The organism is Nisaea acidiphila, from assembly GCF_024662015.1.
GTDB lineage: Bacteria > Pseudomonadota > Alphaproteobacteria > Thalassobaculales > Thalassobaculaceae > Nisaea > Nisaea acidiphila.
On the sequence record NZ_CP102480.1, the window covers coordinates 3,561,800 to 3,583,688 of the forward strand.

General features: G+C 62.2%; 15 protein-coding genes and 1 pseudogene. 8 read left to right on the plus strand and 8 right to left on the minus strand.

The genetic code is table 11. The annotated features are described in order from the left end of the window. Positions 1-3: 3 nt before the first annotated feature. A complete protein-coding gene (hmuQ, locus tag NUH88_RS16640; protein ID WP_257767520.1) occupies positions 4-312 on the plus strand; it encodes a heme-degrading protein HmuQ in 309 nt (102 codons plus the stop codon). Positions 313-352: 40 nt separating this feature from the next. On the opposite strand, the gene NUH88_RS16645 is transcribed toward hmuQ, so the two are convergent. Genes NUH88_RS16645 through NUH88_RS16665 form a run of 5 tightly spaced genes read right to left on the minus strand, consistent with a single transcriptional unit; the run spans position 353 to position 5,841 of the window. Then, positions 353-655 (minus strand): DUF2218 domain-containing protein, encoded by a 303-nt coding sequence (locus NUH88_RS16645; protein ID WP_257767521.1) that lies wholly within the window; start codon positions 653-655, stop codon positions 353-355. Next, positions 655-1,461, minus strand: coding sequence for an ABC transporter ATP-binding protein (locus NUH88_RS16650; protein ID WP_257767522.1), 807 nt, complete (start codon positions 1,459-1,461; stop codon positions 655-657). The genes NUH88_RS16645 and NUH88_RS16650 overlap by 1 nt, the downstream gene beginning before the upstream one ends. Then, entirely contained in the window at positions 1,458-2,510 is a 1,053-nt protein-coding gene (locus tag NUH88_RS16655; RefSeq protein ID WP_257767523.1) for a FecCD family ABC transporter permease, read from the minus strand. Before NUH88_RS16655 ends, NUH88_RS16650 begins: the two co-directional genes overlap by 4 nt. A gap of 36 nt (positions 2,511-2,546) precedes the next feature. Then, on the minus strand, positions 2,547-3,683 hold the full coding sequence (locus NUH88_RS16660; protein ID WP_257767524.1) for an ABC transporter substrate-binding protein: 1,137 nt from the start codon (positions 3,681-3,683) through the stop codon (positions 2,547-2,549). Between the two features lie 10 nt (positions 3,684-3,693). Then, positions 3,694-5,841, minus strand: coding sequence for a TonB-dependent siderophore receptor (locus NUH88_RS16665; RefSeq protein WP_257767525.1), 2,148 nt, complete (start codon positions 5,839-5,841; stop codon positions 3,694-3,696). 153 nt (positions 5,842-5,994) lie between these two features. Between NUH88_RS16665 and NUH88_RS16670 the strand changes: the two genes are divergently transcribed. From NUH88_RS16670 to NUH88_RS16695, 5 genes and pseudogenes are all read left to right on the plus strand, one after another. Next, positions 5,995-6,987, plus strand: coding sequence for a helix-turn-helix domain-containing protein (locus NUH88_RS16670; RefSeq protein ID WP_257767526.1), 993 nt, complete (start codon positions 5,995-5,997; stop codon positions 6,985-6,987). 142 nt (positions 6,988-7,129) lie between these two features. Then, a pseudogene (locus tag NUH88_RS22355) lies at positions 7,130-9,934 on the plus strand (cation-translocating P-type ATPase). Between the two features lie 98 nt (positions 9,935-10,032). Beyond that, on the plus strand, positions 10,033-12,708 hold the full coding sequence (locus NUH88_RS16685) for a tetratricopeptide repeat protein (protein WP_257767529.1): 2,676 nt from the start codon (positions 10,033-10,035) through the stop codon (positions 12,706-12,708). A gap of 204 nt (positions 12,709-12,912) precedes the next feature. Continuing rightward, a complete protein-coding gene (locus tag NUH88_RS16690) occupies positions 12,913-15,057 on the plus strand; it encodes a methyl-accepting chemotaxis protein (RefSeq protein WP_257767530.1) in 2,145 nt (714 codons plus the stop codon). A 65-nt stretch (positions 15,058-15,122) separates the two neighbouring features. Beyond that, complete coding sequence (locus NUH88_RS16695; RefSeq protein ID WP_257767531.1) at positions 15,123-15,737, plus strand: LysE family translocator; 615 nt, start codon at positions 15,123-15,125, stop codon at positions 15,735-15,737. Here the strand turns inward: NUH88_RS16695 and NUH88_RS16700 are convergent. The 3 genes from NUH88_RS16700 to NUH88_RS16710 form a co-directional block, all read right to left on the minus strand. After that, positions 15,734-17,011: an MFS transporter gene (locus tag NUH88_RS16700; protein WP_257767532.1), complete on the minus strand. Its 1,278-nt coding sequence runs from the start codon at positions 17,009-17,011 to the stop codon at positions 15,734-15,736. The genes NUH88_RS16695 and NUH88_RS16700 overlap by 4 nt on opposite strands. Before the next feature lie 67 nt (positions 17,012-17,078). Beyond that, a complete protein-coding gene (locus NUH88_RS16705; protein WP_257767533.1) occupies positions 17,079-18,299 on the minus strand; it encodes an aminopeptidase P family protein in 1,221 nt (406 codons plus the stop codon). A gap of 180 nt (positions 18,300-18,479) precedes the next feature. Next, entirely contained in the window at positions 18,480-19,472 is a 993-nt protein-coding gene (locus NUH88_RS16710; RefSeq protein WP_257767534.1) for a glycosyltransferase family 92 protein, read from the minus strand. 283 nt (positions 19,473-19,755) lie between these two features. On the opposite strand from NUH88_RS16710, the gene NUH88_RS16715 reads away from it, so the two are divergent. Continuing rightward, a complete protein-coding gene (locus NUH88_RS16715; RefSeq protein ID WP_257767535.1) occupies positions 19,756-20,577 on the plus strand; it encodes a GntR family transcriptional regulator in 822 nt (273 codons plus the stop codon). Positions 20,578-20,602: 25 nt separating this feature from the next. Continuing rightward, positions 20,603-21,844 carry an ABC transporter substrate-binding protein gene (locus NUH88_RS16720; protein WP_257767536.1) on the plus strand — a complete coding sequence of 414 codons (1,242 nt, stop codon included), beginning with the start codon at positions 20,603-20,605 and terminating at the stop codon, positions 21,842-21,844. Positions 21,845-21,889: the final 45 nt, after the last annotated feature.

Genomic DNA, 21,889 nt, shown 5'->3' on the forward strand with positions numbered 1-21,889 from the left:
CCAATGTATATCGCCATGAACCGGTTCAAGGTCACGAAGGGATCCGAAGCGGATTTCGAGACCGTCTGGAAGACCCGCGACAGCCAACTCGATCAGGTGCCGGGCTTCGTCGAGTTCCGTCTCCTGAAGGGACCGGAGGCCGAGGATCACACGCTCTACGCGTCGCACACCCTTTGGAAGGACTACGATGCCTTCGTCGCCTGGACCAAGTCGGAGCATTTCCGCAAGGCTCATGCGAATGCCGGCAACAACAAGCCGCTCTACCAGGGCCATCCGCAGTTCGAAGGCTTCGAGACGGTGCAGAAGCTCTAGGCAGGCAGCCGCTCAGCGCATTCAGGCAAGGCGCCCGGGCTCAGGCCTCGGGCGCTTTTTCGTTGTCTTTCCAGTCGACGCTAAGCTCTTCCTTCCAGCCGAACCGGACCACATGGTCCTCGACGACATATTTCACCCGGCCAAGTCCCTCCAGCTCCGGCGACCGACATTGGAGATGGAGGACGCCGTCTTCCGCCTTCATCTCGCAGGTTCCGAAGCCGAAATCGGCGTGACCTTTGTCTTCCGCCCAGCTGGCCGGGATCTTGTGGGCGAAATGTTTGCAGAGTTGGACCAGATAACGACCGGCCTTCTCTGTCGGGATCGTTGCGCTGGATGTGTGCATCAGTCTCTCCGTGGGGTGGTTTCTTGATCCGTTACGTCATCGGCGAGGATGATCGGACGGCCGCGTGAGCAGGTTTCTATACGTGCCTCGACGCCATACGCCGCGCGGATCATCTCCGGGGTCAGACCGCCAACGACCGGTCCCTCCGCGAGCAGCTTTCCATTCTTCAGAAGCACGAAGCGGTCGCAGAACCGCATGGCGAGATTGAGGTCGTGGAGGGCGACGAGACAGAGGGCGCCGCCCCGATCCGCCCGGTCGCGCATCAGGCCGAGCGCCTCGATCTCCCATTTAAGGTCGAGCGCGCTGGTCGGCTCGTCGAGCAGGTAGAGCAAGGGCTCCCGTGCGAGCACCTGGGAAAATCCGAGCCGCTGGCGCTGCCCGCCCGAGAGGGCGCCGACCGGCTTGAAGAGCTGGTCTGTCAGGCCCAGCCGTTCGAAGGCCGTCTGGATCCGCCTCTCCTGCTCGGCGTTGCCGAGTTCAGGCAGCGCGGCACGGAGGGCGCTCCAGGCATATTCATAGGCCAGCAGCGCGCTGGCCTGCGGCGCCGTCTGCGGGCTGTAGCCGATCGTACGAAGTTTCTCTGCCTGGCCGAGGCCGGTTACCTCGCGATCCCCGACCTTGACCGATCCGCTATGGCGCAGGAGCCCGGCGATGGTCTTCAGCAGGGTGGACTTGCCCGCTCCGTTCGGGCCGAGGACTGCTACCATGCTGCCGCCCCGCATGACCGGCAGGGTGATGCCGTCGAGGACGGTATCCTTTCCGTAGCTGCAGCCGAGATTCTCTATCCGGAGTACCGCGCCGCTCATTTGCCCCTCCGCTGCAGGACGATCAGCGTCACGAAGACCGGGATCCCCACCAGCGCCGTCACGATTCCGACCGGAATGACAATCCCGGAGACGATCAGCTTGGAGCAGATCGAGGCGAGGGACAGCAGGGCGGCACCGACGATAACGGCGCCGGGCAGATAGAAGCGGTGATCCTCGCCCAGCAGCATGCGCGTGATATGCGGGGCGACGAGGCCGACGAAACCGATCGCGCCGACAAAGGCGACCGCCATGGCCGAGGCCAGCGCCGCTCGCATCAGCGCGCCGAGCCGCAGGCGATGGATCGAGAGACCGATGCTGCGCGCATGTTCCTCTCCGCCGCGCAGCACCGTCATCTGCCAGACGCCGCGGATCGCGAACCCGAAGACGACGGCGAGAGATACCGTCACGGCGCCGACCGACTCCCATGTCGCACGGGTCAGCGAGCCGATGCTCCAGAGCACGCTTTCCTGCACGTCCTCCGCGTCGGCGACGAACTGCAGCAGGGAGATCAGCGCCGAGCAGCTGAAGAGCAGGGCGATACCGAAGAGAATGATGGTTTCCGTGTTCGAGCCGAACGTGTGTGCCAGCGCCAGGATCAGCAGGCCCGCCAGCGCCGCGAATATGAAGGCGAGCAGGGGTAACGTGACTGCAAGGCCGATGCCCGGCAGTTCCAGGTCGAAGACGATGGCGAGCGTCGCGCCGAGGATCGCCGCCCAGGAAATGCCGAGGGTATAGGGACTGGCGAGCGGGTTGTTTAGGGCCGTCTGGGTTTCGGCGCCTGCGATGCCAAGCGAGCCGCCGACGACGATCGCCATAAGCGCGACGGGGAGGCGGATATCGAACAGAATGATGCGCTCGGATATCGACAAACCCTCCGGTTCGAACAGGCCCGCGAGCGCGGTGCCCGCGTCGAGCGATGACGGGCCGGTCAGCAGATCGGCGGCGAAAGAACCGCAGGTCAGGAGCAGGAGACCCGCCAGCAGCAGGATGCGGCGGGTCCGGAGTTGCCGGACGCGGAACGCGAAGCTCCTGCTGTCTGAAGAAGGCATGTCACGCAAACTTGAAAGGGTCATCTCACGGCTGTCTCACTCACTGAGGCTGACCGCGTAGACACCGTCCATGTCCGCGGGTTTCAGCCGGCCGAGTAGCGCCGCTTTTGTGGCTTCAGGATCGAGCTCGGCGAACAGCTCCGGGTGCAGCCACTTGGCGAAGACCTGGAGGGCATAGACATTGAGCGGCGAGTTGTAGAAATGGTGCCAAATCCCGTAGGCGCGCTTCGCTTCGACCGCCGGAAGCGAGGAAATACCGGGCCGAACGGTGACGCCTGCAAGGGTCTTCGTGGCGGTCTCTTCGTCGACGCCCGCTCCGAGGACAATGGGGCCGCCCGGCGTCGCGCCTCTCTTCAGAGAGCCGACGGCGGTTCCGATATAAAGGTCGGGATTGCTCTCGATGACATATTCGAGATTAAGCGGCCCGGCCGCACCGGGGACGACGTCCGCGGCTATGTTCCGTCCCCCGGCCGCGTCGATCAGCGTGGAGAGCATGCCGCGCGCGATGGTGAAGCAGCAGCCGGAGCCGAGGCCCGCCCGCACGTCCAGGAAGACGGACGGTTTTGGGCCCGCGAAACCTTTCAACGGGCCGGTCACGCGCGCGATCTCCGTCCGGTAGAACGCATTATATTCCTTTGCCTCGGCTTCCAGGCCAAGGACCTGGCCGATGATCTCCATGCTCCTGGCGGTATGTTCCAGCGGGTTGTCGCGGAAATCGATGAAGAGCACCGGAATGCCGGCTTCCGTCAGCGCGTCGATCACCACTTGCGAGCGCTCGTTCGGCCCGTGCCCGCTCAGACCGAAAAAGGCGGCATCCGGTTGCAGCGAGAGCGCCGTCTCCAGGCTCACGCTCTCGGTCGTGGTCTGGCCGTAGGTCGGGATGTCCTTCAGCGCTGGGAAGGCGGCGGAGAACCGCGCATAGCCGTCAGGGTCGAAGCGCTGGAATTCGCCGAGCATGCCGGCGGTGCGGGCCACCGGATCCTCGGTCAGAAGCCCGAGCGCGATCAGGAAGCGTCCCTCTCCGAGCAGTACCCGTTCCGCCGGATTTTCCAGCGTTACCGTCCGGCCCTTGAGATCGGTGATCTCCATGGCCGAAACGCCGACAGCTCCCCCGGTCAGGAGAGCTGCGGCGAGACCCAGAAGCCCGCTGAGGGCCGAGATCTTTCTTTGCATCAAGTCATCCTCAGAAACGTCCGGTCAGGCGGAAGGTCGCGGTCAGCGGATCGCCGTAGAAAACACCGCGCGCGGTCGTGTTGTTCACCCGCTCGACATATTCGTTGTCCAGCAGGTTCTCGACGAAGAGGCCAATCTCGAAATTCTCGTTGATCGGGTAACCAGCTGCGGCGTTGACGACAGCGTAACCGGGCGCATCGATCTTCACGCCATTGGAGATCGCCTCGAAATCGCCGACTGCCTGGACACCGGCGCCGACATAGAGGTCCTGCAGCGGACCCTCGAGGAAGGTGTAGCGGCCCCAGATCACGCCGCTATGTTCCGGGGTCGGGTCGGTGTCGAGGTCCGTGTCCACATAGCTGTAGCCGGCGCTGATCTCGACGCCCGGATAGGGGCTGCCGGCAAGGGAGATCTCGAACCCGACCGTGTCTTCCTCTTGTGACTCCACGAAAGACCCGACATTGTCCGGATCGTCGGCCGCCCGGTTCTCGTCCTGCAGCCAATAGACCGCGGCCTGTCCCTGCAGGAAACCGTCGAAGAGGGATACCTTGGTGCCGATTTCGACCTGCCGGCCTTCGATCGGATCGAGCTGGGAGCCGTCGGCCTTCTGTTCGCTCTGCGGCTGGAAGATCTCGGAATAGCTCGTATAGACGGTCGCTTCCGGCACGATGTCGTAGCTGAGGCCAACCATCGGCACGAAACGGTTCTCGTCGATGCTGGTCACCGTCGAGCGGCCGGTATCCTCGGTCTCGCTGTCATAGACCGCATAGCGGCCGCCGAGAGTCAGGTTGAGCCCGTCATAGACTTGCAGGCGGGCATAGCCGTAGCCGCCGAACTCGTCGGTTTCTGTCTCGGTATTGAGCCGGAAACCCGGCCCGACGCCGGGATAGGTGATCTCCGGCTCGACCAGATCGTAGGGATTGAAGGTGTTGATGTTCTGGGTGCCGAGCGAGAAGTCGAAATTCTGCTTCATGTCCTGCTCGGTGCGCCGGTAGTCCGTCCCGATTGCGAACTCGCTGCGCCGTTCGAAAAAGGTGAAGGGCTGGGCGTAGTTGAGGTCGAGATAGGACGTCTTCTCGTCGAACCGCCGCGCGAAGACAAACATCGTGAAATCGCCGGTCGAGGCATCGACAGAGGTCGAAGCGAGGGCGTTCTTGATGTTGGTGTCGCGGTCGTAGATCCGGCTGTTCAGCTTCAGGACGCCGCCGTTGTCGAAAGTGTATTCGGCGTCGGCGAAGCCTTCCGCTGTGTTGATCTCGCGCTGGTTCCAGGGTGCTCCGAAGAAGGTCTCCGTACCGACATTGAGGAAGGAGCCGTCCGAGAAGGTCGGCTGTCCGCTCATCGAGACCGTGTCCTCGCTCTCGTGAATGCCGCCGAAGGAAACTGTCAGATCCTCGGTGACGTCGTACTCAACCGTGCCGTATCCGCCGCCCTTGTCCTGCTGCGCGATGTCCAGATAGCTCTGCTTGGTGAAACCGTAGCCGATCAGGCGCCCGCGGACCTGTTTCCGGTCGCCGCCGGCAACCTGAAGGTCCGCCTCGCCGCGGTAATTGTCGTAGGTGCCGAGATGCCCTGTCGCGCTGCCGCCGTTCTCTCCGTTCGGCCGCTTACGTACCAGATTGATGGTGCCGACCGGCTCGCCGGACCCCTGGAAGACGCCGGACGGACCGGACAATACCTCGACGCGGTCGAAGAACACGAGATCGGGCGCGGTGCCGTAGAGGCTAAGGAAGGAGCGCGGGGCGCCGTCGACATTGTAGGTGAAGACCTCGTGGCCCCGGGAGTAGAGCGATCCGTCGAAGCCGTTACCGGTTGCCGTCGTGACGTTCGGCAGCAGATAGCCGGCCTCTTCCAGTGTCGTCGCGTTCGCGTCGTCGAGGCGCTGGCGGGTCAACACGTTCACCGTCTGCGGGATCTCACGGATGTCCGTTGGCTGCTTGTAGCCGACGGTGGAGCGGCTGCTCGCGTAGGAGCCGGTATCCTCGGTCACGACCTCCTCGTCGCCTTCGACGACGATGCGGTCCAGCGTGACCGCCTCGCCGGAACTCTGCGCGCGCGCAGGGCCTGCCTGAGCGAGCGCGCCGACGCAGACAGTGCCGAGCAGAAACGCCCGCAGCATCTTCCGGCCGTACCGGTTCATCTCATTCGCATCGGTCATCGATGTGTCCCCATCCCCAAAAGTCACACACTCTTCAGTCTTTCGGTATCTGAAATTGACAATCATTCGCAAATGATGGATCGTTTGACCGATCGTCAAACCCGTTTGATTTCAGGTCAGAGGCTTCCCGTTTCCGGAGGGCCCGCCGTCGCCATGGCGAGCATGGATCTCAGTTTTCAGGACTTGTCGCGGCAGGTGAGAGCCGATGCGAGTTTCTACCGGATGCTCGGCAGCACCGGCGAGGAAGCGCCGGTGGTGTTGCGCGGAGAGTTCTTCATCGCGGATTTCCGGTCCGGCCTGCATATCCATGCCACGGACGCGGTGGAGCAGAGCAACACGGCGACGGAGCTTGCGCTTGAGCCGCATATGTCGGTTTCGGTGGTACTGGATGGTGCGACCTCGGCGGCGATCGACGGCGTGCCGCTCAATCTGTCCGTTCCGAAGGGAGCGGAGGCCGGCGGTCTGATCTGGTCGGTCGCCCGTCCCGCGCGGCTGAAGCGGACAATCCGCCGCGGACAGCGGATCCAGAAAATCAACATTTCCGTCAGCGCGGCCTGGATCGAGGATTTCCTCGCGCATGGCGAGGCGCCGAACAGGATGTTGAGTCAATTCTCCTCGACCCATCTTGCCATCCGAAGCTGGCGGCCGGCGTTCGATACCGTTCTCGGTGCCCGCAAACTGCTCGACTGTCTCGGGAGCGAAGGCTCGCTCAACCGGTTGTCGCTCGAAATGCTTGCCTTGAGGATTTTGCGCGACGCATTCGAAAGCATCGAACGACCGGCAAATGGTCAACCTGGGAACGATAGGGCGCTCCTCCTGCGCGACTACATCGCTGAAAATCTGAGCGGAGAGCTAAGTCTGAACTCAATAGCCGCGGCGACGGGCATGAGCGTCAGTACGATGCAGCGGGTTTTCAAAGACGCCTTCGGCGTCACCGTGGTGGATCATCTGCGCCGGGCACGGCTGGAAATTGCGCACAGGGCGCTGGTCGAGGACGGCATGCCGATACAGCAGGCGGCCTTTCTCGCCGGGTACAGTTCGGCCGCTAATTTCGCGACCGCCTACCGGAGGATATTCGGACGGGCGCCGTCCGAGGCGCGGCTTACCGACGCTTTGGAAGACAATGCGCCGTTCGTGAACGGTTGAGCCGTCTCTGCGTGATGGCGGCGCAGCCGCTTGATCAAACCTCAATTTTCCCGGTGGCATTGTCACGCAGGAGACTTTGTGGCTCCATTCCGGTGAGGGAAATTCCATCCAACGTTGACGTCACATCGACCCGGAGGGTGAGATGCTGCAAGCCGCCGAAGCTGATTCAGAAACCGGCGTAGTCTTCAATACGGGACCGCTATCTCCGGGCGAGGTGCGCGGCTTGCCGCCCGAGGCCTTCTATACTCGTGACGCCGATGCGATCGCCGACAATCTTGCCGTGACGATCGGCGTGGGGCTTTCGAGCGAGGAAGCGGCGAAGCGTCTGTCCGCTTACGGCCCGAACAAGTTGAAAGAAGCGGAGAAAGATTCTCCGCTCGTCATGTTCGCGAAGCAACTTCTCAATCCGCTGCTGATCATTCTCCTGATCGGTGCGGTGATCTCCGGCTTCACCGGTCACCTCGTCGACGCAATCGCGATCGCCGTCATCGTGGTGCTGAATGCGACGATCAGCTTCCTTCAGGAATACAAGGCCGAGAAATCGCTGGCCGCGCTGAGCGAGATGGCAGCGCCCATGGCGAATGTGCGCCGGGACGGCGACTGGAAGGAGGTGCCGGCGCGCGACCTGGTACCCGGCGATGTTCTCCGGATCAAGGCGGGCGACATCCTGGCGGCCGACGTCCGGCTGATCGAGGCCAATCGCCTGCAGATCGACGAGGCGGCCCTGACCGGCGAGTCCGAGCCGGTCAACAAGCACGATCAGGTCATTTCCGGCGACGAGCAGGCGGTCCTCGCGGAACGTTTCAACATGGGCTATTCGAGCACGTTGGTCAGCAACGGAGCAGGGGTCGGGCTCGTCACCGGCACCGGAATGGATACCGAGGTTGGCCATATCGCCGGATTAATGGCCTCGGCGGAACAGCCGAAGACGCCGTTGCAGGAACGCATCGAGAGTCTTTCCAAGATCCTGATCGGGGCCGCCCTGATCGTTGTCGCCATCGTCGTGGGCATCGGGATCGCGAACGGCATGGATGCGTTCGAGATGCTGAACACGGCGATCTCGCTTTCGGTTGCCGCGATCCCGGAAGGAATGCCGACCATCGTCACCATCGTACTTACTCTTGGTTCCCAGGCGATGGCGCGGCAGAACGCGCTAGTGCGGCAACTCAGCTCGGTCGAGACGCTGGGGACGACGTCTGTCATATGCTCCGACAAGACGGGCACTCTTACGCAGAACCAGATGCAGGTGATGCGGCTCTGGGCGGGCGGCAAGGCCTGGAGCCTTTCCGGCGACGGTTTCGATCCGAACGGTCAATTGCTGAATGCGGAAGGCGTGGCAGCCGATATGGCGGCGGAGGACGACCTCCGGATCATGCTCATGGTCTCCGCATATTGTAACGAGGCCCGGTTGAGCGAGAAGGATGGGCGCCCGTCCGTTCAGGGCAATCCGACGGAAGGAGCGCTCGTCGTCGCTGCCGCAAAGGGCGGGATCTCGCGCAAACAGCTGAAGGAAGAGCAGAAGATCGAGCATCTGCGGTCTTTCCCGTTCGATTCTACCCGCAAGATGATGAGCGTTCTGGCCCGGTTGCCCTCGGGCGAGATCGTCCTCGGGGCGAAAGGCGCGCCCGACGTGATCCTGAAACGCGCCACCGGTATCCGCCTGAGTGGCGAGGAACTGGAACTCACCGACGAGCGGCGGGCCGAGATCTAGAAGGTCGTCGAGGGCTTCGGCGGGGATGCGCTCCGCACGCTGGCAGTCGCTTATCGCAGGCTGGAGAAGGAGCCGGCCGGCGACGATCTCGAACATCTGGAGGATATCGAGAAGGACGTGATCCTGGTGGGTATCCACGGGATTATGGATCCGCCGCGCCCGGAAGTGCCGGATGCCATCGCCGAGGCTCAGAGCGCGGGCGTCCGCGTCGTTATGATCACCGGCGACCATGCCGTGACCGCAAAGGCGATCGCGGAGCAGATCGGGATCCGCCGTTCGGAGGAGCAGACGGTTCATACCGGAGCCGAGCTCGACGAGCTGACCGAGGAACAGTTAACCGAAACCGTGAGGCATGCCGCCGTCTTCGCGCGGGTGACGCCGGAGCACAAGCTCAGGATCGTCAACGCGATGCAGGTCAACGGCGAGGTTGCGGCGATGACCGGCGACGGGGTGAACGACGCGCCGGCTCTCAGGAGCGCGGATATCGGTGTGGCGATGGGGATCACCGGAACCTCGGTCGCCAAGGACAGCGCGGCGTTGGTGCTGCTCGACGATAATTTCTCGACCATCGTGACGGCGGTCCGCGAAGGCCGGCGCATCTATGACAATCTGCTGAAATTCATCCGTCAGGCTCTGACAGCGAACGTCGCCGAGGTGTCGGCGATCCTCTTCGCCTTCCTGCTGATGGGGGCCGATCCGCTGCTGACCCTGACACCTCTGATGATCCTCTGGGTCAACCTGATCTCGGACGGTGTCCCGGCGCTTACCCTCGGGATGGAACCGGCGGAAGAGGATATCATGAAGCGCAAGCCCAGGAGCCGGGCGGAAAACATCTTCACCGGCGGATTGGGGCAACGGATCATCCTGCGCGGGCTCGGGCTCGGCTTCCTGACCTATTGGGTCTTCCAGCGCGCATTGGACGGGGGGCTTGCGATCGAGTACGCACAGACAGCCGCCTTTGCGACGCTGATTTTCGCCCAGCTCTGGCACGTCTTCGATGCTCGCGCGTCGACGACGATCTTCCGAAAGAACCCGCTCGGCAACCGGGCGCTGCTCGGTGCAGTCGCCTTCTCTGCCGGTATGTCGCTTCTTGCGATCTATACGCCGCCTGGCAATTTCGTGCTCGGAACGGAACCGTTGAGCCTCAGGCACTTGCTGGAAGTCGTCACGATCGCGGCTTTGCCGACACTTGGGCTATCGGCGGTGAAGGAGGTCTTTCACTTCCGCTTCCTCTGAGCCTGCTGGGATTTTCCGGAGATCCTTTAAAACCGGATCACAGGCGGTATGATGACAACCATTGGCGTCCTTAAAACGCCTTTTGGGTCAGAGCGTTCATGTCCGATCAATCTTCCAATCTTCAGGTACTCCTGCAACGTGCGGTGAGTGCGCATGGAGCTGGCAATCTCGCCGAGGCGGAAGGTCTTTACCGCCAGATACTGGCTAAGAGCCCGGGGCAGCCGACAGCGCTCTATCTTCTCGGGGTCGTCGCTCTTCAGGTCGGTCGGCCGGACGTCGCGGCAGAGCTGATCGAGCAAGCATTGAAAGGCCGGCCCGACAACGCAGAGGCGCACTACAATCTCGGCAATGCTTATCAAGCGCTTGGGCGCGATCAGGATGCGGAACATTGTTTTCGGGAAGCGATCCGCCTGCAGCCCGATTATGCGCAGGCGCATTACAATCTCGGTACCTTGCGGAAGGCCTCCGGATCTCTGGAGGCTGCAGAGAAGAGTTTCCGTGCCGCAGTAGGACATGCGCCGGGGCTCGGCCAAGCTTGGTGCAATCTCGGTGTCGTCCTTGACGAATTGGGGCGCACCCTGGAGGCCGTAGAGGCATACCGGACCGGTTTGAAAGCCACGCCGAATTTGGCCGAAGGCCACAACAATCTAGGCAATGCTCTAACGCGGCTCGAACGAGGGGAAGAGGCCCTTGGCTGCTATCGTGAGGCGCTTTCGGTCAATCCTCTGTTTGGTGCTGCGTATCGCAATCTTGGGACCACGCTGCAGACCGCAGGTGCCGGCGCGGACGCGAAAGCGCCATTCCGCAAGGCAATTCTCTTGGAACCCGGCGACGCGGAGAATTGCTACAATTTGGGAACCGCTATGGAGGGTTCGGGGGGTGAATCCGAATGGTTCCGCAGGGCGCTGGCGATACGGCCGGGCTACACGGCTGCCCGCTACAATCTCGGAACATCCTATCTTGCCGGGCTGTCCTTCGACCAGGCGCGGCGCGCGTTTCTGGAGGTAGTCGGCCAGGCGCCCTTGCATGTGCAGGCTTGGGGAAACCTTGGCACGGTAGCGCAGAAACTCGGCGAGCTGTTTCTGGCCAGGTCGCTTTACCGCAAATCCCTGTGCCTTGAGCCGAGCCAAACGGGTTTGCTGGTCAACGCGATCACTGTCCAGAAAGACACGCTGGATCTTGATGGCGCGATGAAATTGGCGCGTGGCGGCCTCGCCATCGATCCGCTTTCTCCGATGCTCCTGGGCGCTCTAGGTCTGGTTTGGCAGGCAAGGGGTGACAGCAGGGCCGAGCCCCTTCTCCGATGCGCGATCATCGCTGCGCCCGATGAGGTTCCGCAATATTTGAACCTCGCGCTGGCGCTAAAGGAAAATCATAAGATTCAAGACGCGGAGCTCCCTTTGCGGCGGGCACGGATCATTGGCCCGGACGAAGCTCTCGTTCTCGGATATCTCGGCCTGCATCTCGCCGACGCGACGCATTTCGACGAGGCGTTCGACTTGTCGACGCGGGCGGTGGAGCGGCAGCCGGGAAACCCCGATCTTCACAAGATGCTTTTGTTTTTTCTGCATTACATTCCGGAACTGGATTCAGAGCGCTTTATGGCCGCCTATCGACGCTTCGACGAGGAGATCGGAGGTCCGTTGCGGCGTCACTGGCGACCTCATCGAAACCGGCGGGACCAGGACAAGAGAATCAAACTCGGTTACGTCGGGGCCTCATATCAGCGCCATTCAAGCACGAGCTTTTTTCTGCCTTTGCTCCGGCATCACGATCACGACCGATTTGAGATCTACAATTATGCTTTCTATTCAGTGCGCGGCGACAAATTCACCGAGCAGATGCAAGCCCTCTCGGACCATTGGGTGCCCACTTTCGGGATCGGTGACCACGATCTGGCCGAGCGCATCCGTACCGATGAGATAGATATCCTTGTCGATCTTGCCGGTCATACGAAGGGTAACAGACTGGCGGTCTTTGCGGAGAAGCCCGCTCCGGTTTCCATGCACTGGCTCGATCACGGTGTAACCACCGGTCTCAGTGCGATCGATTACTTCCTTGGTGATCCGGTCTTCACGCCCGAGGGGTCGGGTGAGTGGTTCTCCGAAAACGTCTGGAACCTGCCCCGACTGGTATTTCCCTACGAGCCGTTGGACACGGACACCGAAGTCGCCGCGGCGCCTGCTTTGGCAAACGGTTATGTCACCTTCGGCATTGTTTCCCGTTCCATACGAATCAATGAGAACGTTATTCGCTTGTGGTCGACAATCCTCAAGCAAATGCCGGACACGCGGATCGCAGTTTTCAGTCAATCCTGCCGGGACCCGGCGGTTGCTGAAGAGTTTGAGAGCCGATTTGCGGCTTTCGGAGTCGCACGTGAGAGACTGAACATCGGATTTTGCCCGAAAGCTGCCGATGCCCACGCACAGATCGACATTTTGCTGGACTGCTTCCCGCACAATGCTGGCGTCACGTTCTATGAGTGCGTCTATATGGGGTTGCCGGCCGTCACATTACGCGGGAACCCTGCGATCGGAACGCTCGGCAGCTCGATGCTGACACAGCTTGGGCATCCGGAATGGATCGCGGAAACCGAGGAAGATTATGTACGCATCGCGTGCGATCTCGCTTCCAACATAGAACGTTTGGCGCTTCAGCGCCGTAACCTGCGGCAGGAGATGGAACGCTCGCCGCTCATGGATGGTCCCGCTTTCGCACGAGATTTCGAAAATGCGTGCCGCGCGATGTGGGCCAATTGGTGCGCCTCCAGCTAGCGCTCTCAGCTGAAATATGCGGACCTAAGAGTGAACTGAAGGCAAACCTTAAATCTTTTGCGCGCGCCAAAGGCCTTGCTTGGGCTTAATTGCTCCCCGGCTAAAAGTAACCGGTGAGATAAGCTTGAATTCAATCAGGTTTTAGTTGATACGGTCCGCAATACATTCTCGACCGGCAACAGTAAGTTTCTCGGATAGGCTGACGTGAAAAATATCAATCTGTCGACCAAGATCCCGGCGCTCGTCGGAATCGCGACGGCTCTGTCGATCCTCGTGGTGGCGTCCTTCAGTTATTTCCAGTCGGCGCGGCAAATGGAAGAGCGCGCGCTCGCGCAGCTCGAGGCCATGTCAGTGGCGCGGATGGCTGCGCTGAGGACGCTTTTCGGGTCGGTCCGGGACGACCTCCTGATCGTCGCTGCGAATACCGGATCCGAGAAGGCGCTGAACGGGTTCAAGTTCGGTTTCCGGCTCTTTGCGCGTAAGGGCGATCCGACCGAAACGCTTCAGAAGCTCTATATCGAGGACAACCCGAACCCCGTCGGCAGCAAGCAGCTGCTTGACAAGGCGGAGGACGATTCCGGTTACACCAAGTACCATCTGGAGAACCATCCCTGGTTCCGCAAGCTGCAGGAAGACCGCGGCTACGCCGACGTGATGCTGATCGATTCCGACGGCAACATCGTCTACAGTGTGCTGAAGGAACAGGATTATGCGACGAACCTGATCGAGGGGCCCTGGAAAGACACGGAATTGGCCCGGACCTTTGCCCGTCTGGCTGAGGCCCCGGAGGCGGGGCAGGTCGTGATGACGGATTTCGTCGCCTACGAGCCGCGTGGCGGGAAGCCGACTGCTTTCATTGCCACACCTCTTTTCGTTCGTGGAGAGTTCGCGGGCGGCCTTTTCTTCCAAATCCCGGATCAGCTTATCGACCGTCTCATGCGGGATACGACAGGCATGGGCGATACCGGCGAAACGATCCTCGTCGGCGCCGACCGTCTGCTCCGGAGTTCGTCGCGGGTATCGGGCGAGGAAGCGGTGTTGCATGCCAAGGCAGAGACCGAAGCTGCCGAACGCGCTCTCGCCGGAGAGGAAGGCACCGTGAAAGGTGTCAACTATCTGGGCGTGTCCGTCTATTCGGTGTTCAAGCCTTTCGAGTTTTCGGGCGTTCGCTGGGCTGTGCTCGGAGAGATGAGCGAAGCCGAAATTCTCGGTCCTGTTCGGCAGATGCGGAACATCCTCGCCATTGTCGGAGTGGTGATGTTCCTGTTGCTCGCCGGTATCGGCTACACCACCGCCCGGACCGCGCTGCGACCGGTGGTGCAGATGACAGGAGTCATGCGGGAGCTTTCAGAAGGCAATCTGCAGGTCGAGATCCCGGGAGCCGGCCGAGGAGACGAGATCGGCGAGATGGCGGGGGCTGTCGAAGTCTTCCGCGAGAACATGGTCCGCAATGAGGAAATGCAGGCGGAGCAGGAGCGCTCTCGCGAGCGGCGCGAGGCGCGTGCCAAGCGGATCGAGGACATCACCCAGAATTTCGACAATGCGGTCAGCGAGGCGCTGCGCAGTGTTGCCAGCGCAACCACGGAGCTCGACTCCACCGCCCAATCGATGGCGAACATCGCGGAGAACACGCAGAGCCAGGCCGGCTCCGTCGCCGCAGCCTCGACGGAAGCGTCTGCGAACGTGGAAACGGTTGCCGCTGCAGCCGAGCAGCTTGCCTCCTCGATCCGCGAGATCGGCCAGCAGGTGAGCGAATCCACCCGGATCAGTGCGGAGGCGTCCGAGCAGGCCGAACATACCCGCGAGTCCATGGTCGGGCTCGACCAGGCCGCGCAGAAAGTCGGTGAGATAGTCGGTCTGATCAACGATATCGCCGAGCAGACCAACCTGCTTGCCCTGAATGCCACCATCGAGGCGGCGCGGGCCGGCGAGGCGGGAAAGGGATTCGCCGTGGTGGCGAGCGAGGTGAAAAACCTCGCCAACCAGACCGCCAAGGCGACGGAAGAGATCACCGCCCAAATCTCCGCCATGCAGAACGAGACGAGCAGTGCGGTCAGTGCCATCGGTACCATCACGGAGACGGTGGCGCGGGTGAGCGAGATCGCGACGGGGATCGCTTCGGCTGTGGAGGAGCAAAATTCAGCAACCTCCGAGATCAGCCGCAACGTCCAGGAGGCGGCACAAGGGACGCAGATGGTTTCCTCCAACATCACCTCGATGACGGAAGGCGCGGAGGAAACCGGCACCGCAGCCAGCCAGGTGCTGCAGACCGCACGCGAGGTGGCGCAGCAATCCAACTCGCTGAACGAGACGGTACGCCGCTTCCTGGACGAGGTTCGGAACGCCTGAGATTGCTTGCTGTCGATGCGCCTCACGGGCAAATTGCACGGCGTTATATCCGAAGGAATCCATCCATGGACTTGGCCTCGCTGCTGGTATTCGCCATCGCTCTCGCGCTCGCCGCCGGATCTCCCGGGCCGAGCCTTGCCGCGCTCGTCGCGCAAGTTCTGGCGCGCGGCTGGCGGGCTGTCCTGCCGTTCGTGATGGCGATGTGGCTCGGCGAGTTGATCTGGCTGACAATGGCGATCGTCGGACTTGTGGCCGTGGCCGAGGCGTTTCATTCCGCCTTCGTCGTCATCAAATGGCTCGGCGTCGGGTATTTGTCCTGGCTTGCCTGGAGGATGTGGACGGTACCGGCGGAAACTTCGGGCAAGACGCTGCCGGAACCGCGCAGCGGCATCAAGATGTTCCTCTCGGGAATGGCGGTCACCCTCGGAAATCCGAAGATCATGGTTTTCTACCTTGCTCTGCTGCCGACCCTGATCGATCTGGGCAACGTCTCAATCTCCGATTGGGCGGCGATCTCGATCACGTTGGTTACAGTGCTCGCGGCTATTGACCTCAGCTATGTCGTGCTGGCGGCCGGGGCCCGAAACCTGATGCGCAGCCCCCGGGCGGTGCGGATCGCAAACAGGGCGAGTGCTACGGTGATGGGCGGCGCGGCGATCGCCATCGCGCTTCGCGATTAGACGGCGGGCTTTTCGTCCGGGGCGGTTTCCCCTGTTTCGCCATCTTCCGGGCTGAGCGGGTCGACCGCCGCCGTGGTCTGGGCGAGGACCACGGCATCGTTGAAGGCGATGTGGTCTTCGACCGGCGCCGGGGCCCGCACATTCATCCGGTAGGCGCAGAAGGCGGCGGCGAGAATGTGGACGGTGGCAGTGAAGGCGAAGAGATACTGGATGCCGACCAGGTCGATGACCGCCGAGGCCAGTGTCGGTCCGGCGATCGCACCGATCGCGAAGACCAGGAGCAGACCGCTGGCGGCTTCCACATAATCGGACGGCTCGGTGATGAAGTCGTTTAGATGCGCGACGCTGAGTGCGTATATGGGAAACGCGAACAGCCCGAACATGAATCCGAAGACGAACACCCCGAAAGGAATGTAGGCGGCGAGCAGGACCATGCCGATTCCGGCGGTCGCGGAGCCGAGGCAGGCGCCGATGATGACGAGGCGCCGGTCGATGCGGTCGGAGAGCCTGCCGAGCGGGTATTGCCCGATGGCGCCGGCGATCACCACGATGCTCATGAAGATGGCAACGCTGGAGACGGCGCTGTCCCCCATTGCGTTCAGGGCGTAGACCGGCGCCAGGGACCAGAAGGCGCCGTTCGCGACGCCGACCGCGATACAGCCGACGACGCCGACCGGCGAGATACGGAACAGCCGTAAGAGCCGGAGCTGAACGACCTCCAGCGGAGCCGGCTGGTCGATGCGGGTCAGCGCCACGGGTACGGCTGCGATAGAAACCAGGATCGAGGCGAAGGCGAAGAGCGGGAAGCTCTTCGGATCCGCGGTCATCAACAGCAGCTGGCCGACCGTGATGACGGTCAGGTTGATGATCGTATAGACGGAGAAGACGAGGCCTCGGTTCTGGTTGGTCGATTTCTCGTTCAGCCAGCTTTCGACCACCATGTAGAGCACCGCGAAGCAGAAACCGGTTATCGCCCGCAAGCTCCACCAGATGATCGGCTCCAGCACCAGCGCATGGATGAGCACCACGGTCGAGGCGACCGCCACCATGCCGGTAAAGGTGCGGATATGGCCCACAACCCGCACCACACGCGGTCCATAGAGGCAGCCGGCCATAAAGCCGAGAAAATAGGCCGAACCGAGAATGCCGATCTCGACCGAGCCGAAGGCTTCCATGCCCGCACGGACAGGCAGAAGCGTGCCCTGCAGGCCGTTGCCCATGAGCAGGATTGCAATGCTGAGAAGCAGCGGAACGAGGGGGATGATCGACGTCATTGGATCCCGACTATAGGCGGCGGCGAATGCGCGCTCAACCTCGGCCGGGACCCAGACGGCAAAGTGGTCAGACGGAGACTATGTTGTGGCCGGGTCCGTAGGGGAACCCGGTGATGTTCTCCGCGCCGTCGGCACCGATCACCAGGATATCGTGCTCCCGGTAGCCGCCGGCCCCGGGCGTGCCTTCGGGAACCCAGAGCATCGGCTCCATGGAGACGACCATTCCGGGCTCCAAGACCGTATCGATGTCCTCGCGCAGCTCCAGGCCCGCTTCCCGACCGTAGTAATGCGAGAGCACGCCGAAGGAATGGCCATAGCCGAAAGAACGGTAGTCGAGCAGGCGATGCTCCTGGAAGAACCGGTTGATCTCGTCACAGATCCGGTCGCAGCGCGCGCCCGGCTTGATCAGGGAAAGCCCGAGCTCGTGCGCCGCGACATTCGCCTCCCAGAGCCGGAGCGTGTCCTTGTCCGGCTCGCCGAGGGTGAGAGTGCGCTCCAGCGCGGTGTAATAGCCGGAGATCATCGGAAAGGTGTTGAGGCTGAGCAGGTCGCCCGCTTCCAGCTTGCGCATGGTGACCGGATTGTGTGCGCCGTCGGTATTGAGCCCGGACTGGAACCAGACCCAGGTATCGCGCATCTCGCTGTCGGGAAAGGCGTCGGCGATGGCGAGCTCCATCGCGTCTCGTCCCGCGATCGCGACATCGATTTCCCGGGCGCCGACCCGGATTGCGTCGCGGATGGCGGCCCCGCCGATATCGGCGACCCGGGCGCCTTCGCGGATCAAGGCGATTTCCTCCGGCGATTTCACCATGCGCTGGCGCATCGCTGCCGGGGCGATATCGACGATCTCCTTGATGCCGCCCACTTCCGCCAGCGTGTCGCGGGCCTGCAGGGTCAGGTGATCCCCTTCGATCCCGATTTTACCCGCAGCGCCGATCAGCTCTTTGACGGCACGCCAGAAATTGTTCCGCTGCCAGTCTGTGTAGATAACGTTTTCGTCGACGCTGCGCCGCCAGGGTTGGCCGCCGTCGATATTGGCGGAAACCGTGGTGCATTTGTCCCGGGTCACCACGCAGCCGAACGGTCGCCCGAAGCTGCAATAGAGGAAGCCCGAGTAGTAGGCGATGTTGTGCATCGAGGTGAACAGCACGGCCTCGACGCCGAGGCCATCCATGAGTGTCCGCAGCCCCTTGAGCCGGCGGTCGTATTCCGCTGTGGAGAAAGGCAGTGGCGCTTTCGCGCCATTGTGGCGGGTGAAGTGGGTTGGGCGTTCGCCGATCGGCGTCATCCTGGCCTCCATATCGAAATCGGACGCAAGAAGCGCCCGGAAAATCCATCCGGGCGTACAGGATGTTGGATCGCTTTCGCGCCGAGTGAGACGCGAAAGGGATGCATGCCCGACACAGGTCGGCGGCGACGCCATCGCCATGCATACGGCTGTAAGATTAAGGCGTGAATTTCGCGCCGGTCAACGGGTAGAGGAGCGATCGGCGGCTTTCAGTTCTTCGAAATGGACCTGCGCCTCGGCATTTAGATCCCGCGATTTCTGAAACGCCTCCCGCTCCCGCCACTCCGCTTCAGTTCCGGGCGAGAACTGAACGCCGATCTTTTCGGCGATGTTGCAGGCATCCGGCAGGATGGAGGGATCGTACTCCAGATTCATGCCGGCCTCGCGCAGGAAGGCGATATGCTCGCCGTAATACTCTTTGATGTCGGCGCGCCGGCGCCCGATCTTGGTCCGGAACTCGCGCTTGGACTTGGACCAATAGTGATTGATCCTGAGGGTCGCCGTTTCCACGGTCCGGCTGAAAGCGCGGAGTGTGGTGTCGACGATGGGCCTGCCACTTGGGCTCACCGCAAGGGCGTCGTTGCGGTAGAGAAAACTGTGCGGCGAAATCATCCGCTCGACGGCGTCGAGTCGAATGATGCTCTTGATGTGAGCGTTGTAAGGATAGAAGTCGTCGGCGCAGGTGCCGGCCCGCCCGTCTTTGAGGAAACTCGGTTCGCCCGTCCTGAACCCCATCATGCCGCGAAGTTGATAGCTGGTGGTGACCAGCGGCCCCGGGGGCGTTTCGAAGCCGGAGCTTCCATAGCAGACCCAGTTGATACCCAGCCCCGGAAACCCCTCATAGCGGGGCATCATTTCGGCCAGCGATTCCGGCCGGTTTCGGACGAACGCAAACTCGTCGATATCGAAGAAACCGACCCAGAACGCTTCATTGCGGTGTGTATTGATACAATGCGTATAGGCCCAGCGCTGACGCTGTTCCGTAGCGTCGACCTTGTGCAGCGTGACCACCCCGCGATCAAGCCAGGGGCGAAGCACCTCCTCCGGAGTATCGGAACTCTGGTCGTCGTAGAGGTAAAAATGTTCGACGCCCTGCAGCTCGTAATGCGTGAGCCATTCGGCGAGGTACCGTGCCTCGTCCCGGAAAATCGCGCAAATCGCCAAGTAGTGCACGTGTCGTCCTCGCAGCAAGACCAGCGGAACAAGGGTCTATGTCCCCAATCGTCTCTTAGCAGAACCGCCGGACAGCGTCACAGGCGGTATCGGTCTTTCCGACCGCATTCCATTTCCGGCCGTCGGAACAGGCGTGGCCAACCCGTTCCGGGAGTGGGGGCTGTCATGGATGGATACGGACAGATCCGTTCCCGAGCGCGAAGAGTGCGTTTCGGCGATCAGATTCCGCTTGCCGCAAATCTTAAACGCATATCAATATATCATTTAGTGTTTAGGGGTTTTCATGGCCGACCGGGTTGTCAGTGCTGGGATTCAGGGTGTGAGCGGGGCGCTTCGCATGCCGCTCTACCACCAGATTTTCCTGATTTTGCGCCAGCAGATCACCGATGGGCTGCATGAATATGACGCCCTGATCCCGGGTGAGCAGGAGCTGGCGGAGACCTACGATGTCTCCCGCATCACCGCGAAACGGGCGCTCGACGAGTTGGCGGCGGAAGGACTCGTGGTGCGCGAGCGCGGGCGCGGAACGCGGGTGCGCTACCGGCCGAAGGCGCGGGCCTTCAAGTCCTCCATGGACGGCCTGCTCGAGAACCTGATGGCCATGGGGCTGGAGACCGAGGTCAAGCTGCTCTCCTTCGGATACGTCCCGGCGGCCGAGGAGGTTGCGGCGGCGCTCTCCTGCCCTATCGGGCAGGAAGTTCAGCGTTCGGTTCGCGTGCGCAGCGTCGAACGGCAGCCGTTTTCCTTCCTCACGACCTATGTGCCGGCCGATATCGGCCGGCGCTACGATGCATCGGATCTCGCCAACAGGCCTCTGCTTTCGCTGCTGGAACGGAGCGGAGTTCAAGTCGATGCGGCGACACAGACGATTTCCGCCACCCTCGCCGATGCCGGTGTTGCCGGCCATCTCGGGATCGAGGCGGGATCGGCCCTGATGAAGATCAACCGCATCGTGAAGGACCGGGGCGGACGCCCGGTCGAGTACATCACCGCGCTCTATCGTCCGGACCAGTACCAGTACCGCATGGTGCTCTCCCGCGTGCGCGGAGAGACCCATAACACCTGGACTCCGAGCCAGGACGCGGCAACGAACCTAAAAGACTGAGCCAACCGAACAGGGGATTAAGGCAATGACAAAGACCAAGACTTTCGATCAGTTCTCCCGCCGCCAGGTGCTGGCTGGCGTGGCTGCCGGCGGCGCATTTGCCGCGGCCGGCACGCTCGGCGTGCCGCATATCGCGCGCGCCGCCGATCCGGTGAAGGTCGGCGTGGTCCATCCGGTGACCGGCTTCCTGCAATTCTCCGGCACCCAGTGCCGCTTCGGCGCGCTTGCCGCGATCGAGGAAATTAACGCGGCGGGCGGTATCAAGGCGCTCGGCGGTGCGAAGCTTGAGGCCGTTCTGGGCGACGCCCAGTCAAAGGCGGAGATCGGCGCAGCCGAGGTCGAGAAGTTCAACGAGGCGGGCGTCTCCGCAATCGTCGGCGCCTATGCCTCCGGCATCTGCCTCGCCACCACCCAGGCGGCAGCGAAGTACGGAATCCCGCATGTCGTCGATGTCGGAGTGAACGACAAGATCGTCGGCCGCGGCCTTGAGAACACCTTCCGTTTCGGCCCGGGCTTCGGCTCCATCACCAAGGCTGGCGTCGACCATCTGATCGCGATCAACGACGCGGCGGGCAAGCCGACCAAGTCGGTGGTGATCGTGCATGAGAACACCACGCCGTTCGGCAGTTTCATGGCCGGTCTTCTGGAGAAAAACCTGACCCCGGCCGGTTTCGAGGTGAAGGAAGTGCTGCCGCATCCGACCGGCAACAAGGACTTCAACAACATCGCGCTAAAGATCAAGGAAGCGAATCCGGATCTGGTTATCCCGTCGCACTATTATGGCGATGGCGTGCTGTTCCTGCGCACCCTGCAGCGCCAGCGCGTGAAGCCGAAGGCGATTTATTCCGTTCTTGGCGGCGCCTCCTCGCAGTACCGCTTCGTCAACGAGTTTCCGGATGCGGCCGAATACGTGATGGACTGCAATCACTGGTTCGATCCGCGCAAGGAGGCCGCTCAGGCCCTGCGCAAGAAGACCGAGGCAGCAGGCAAGTCCTTCTCTTACGAAGTCTTCCTCGCCTATGAGGCGATGATGTTCGCCGCCGACGCCATGGAGCGTGCCGGTTCCGCCGACCGCGCCAAGATCATCGAGGCGATGGCGTCCAGCAACTGGTCCGGGCATTTCATGCCTTACGGTCCGACCAAGATGGTCAATGGCCAGAACGAAGGTGCGCAGGCCATGGTCATGCAGGTGCTCGGCAAGGATATCGAAGTCGTTGCGCCGAAAGAGTTCGCGACCAAGGCCCCGGTGTTCCCGCGCCCGGCCTGAGACCGGCTCTGAACCTGTGGCGGGGACGGTTGGGGCCGTCTCCGC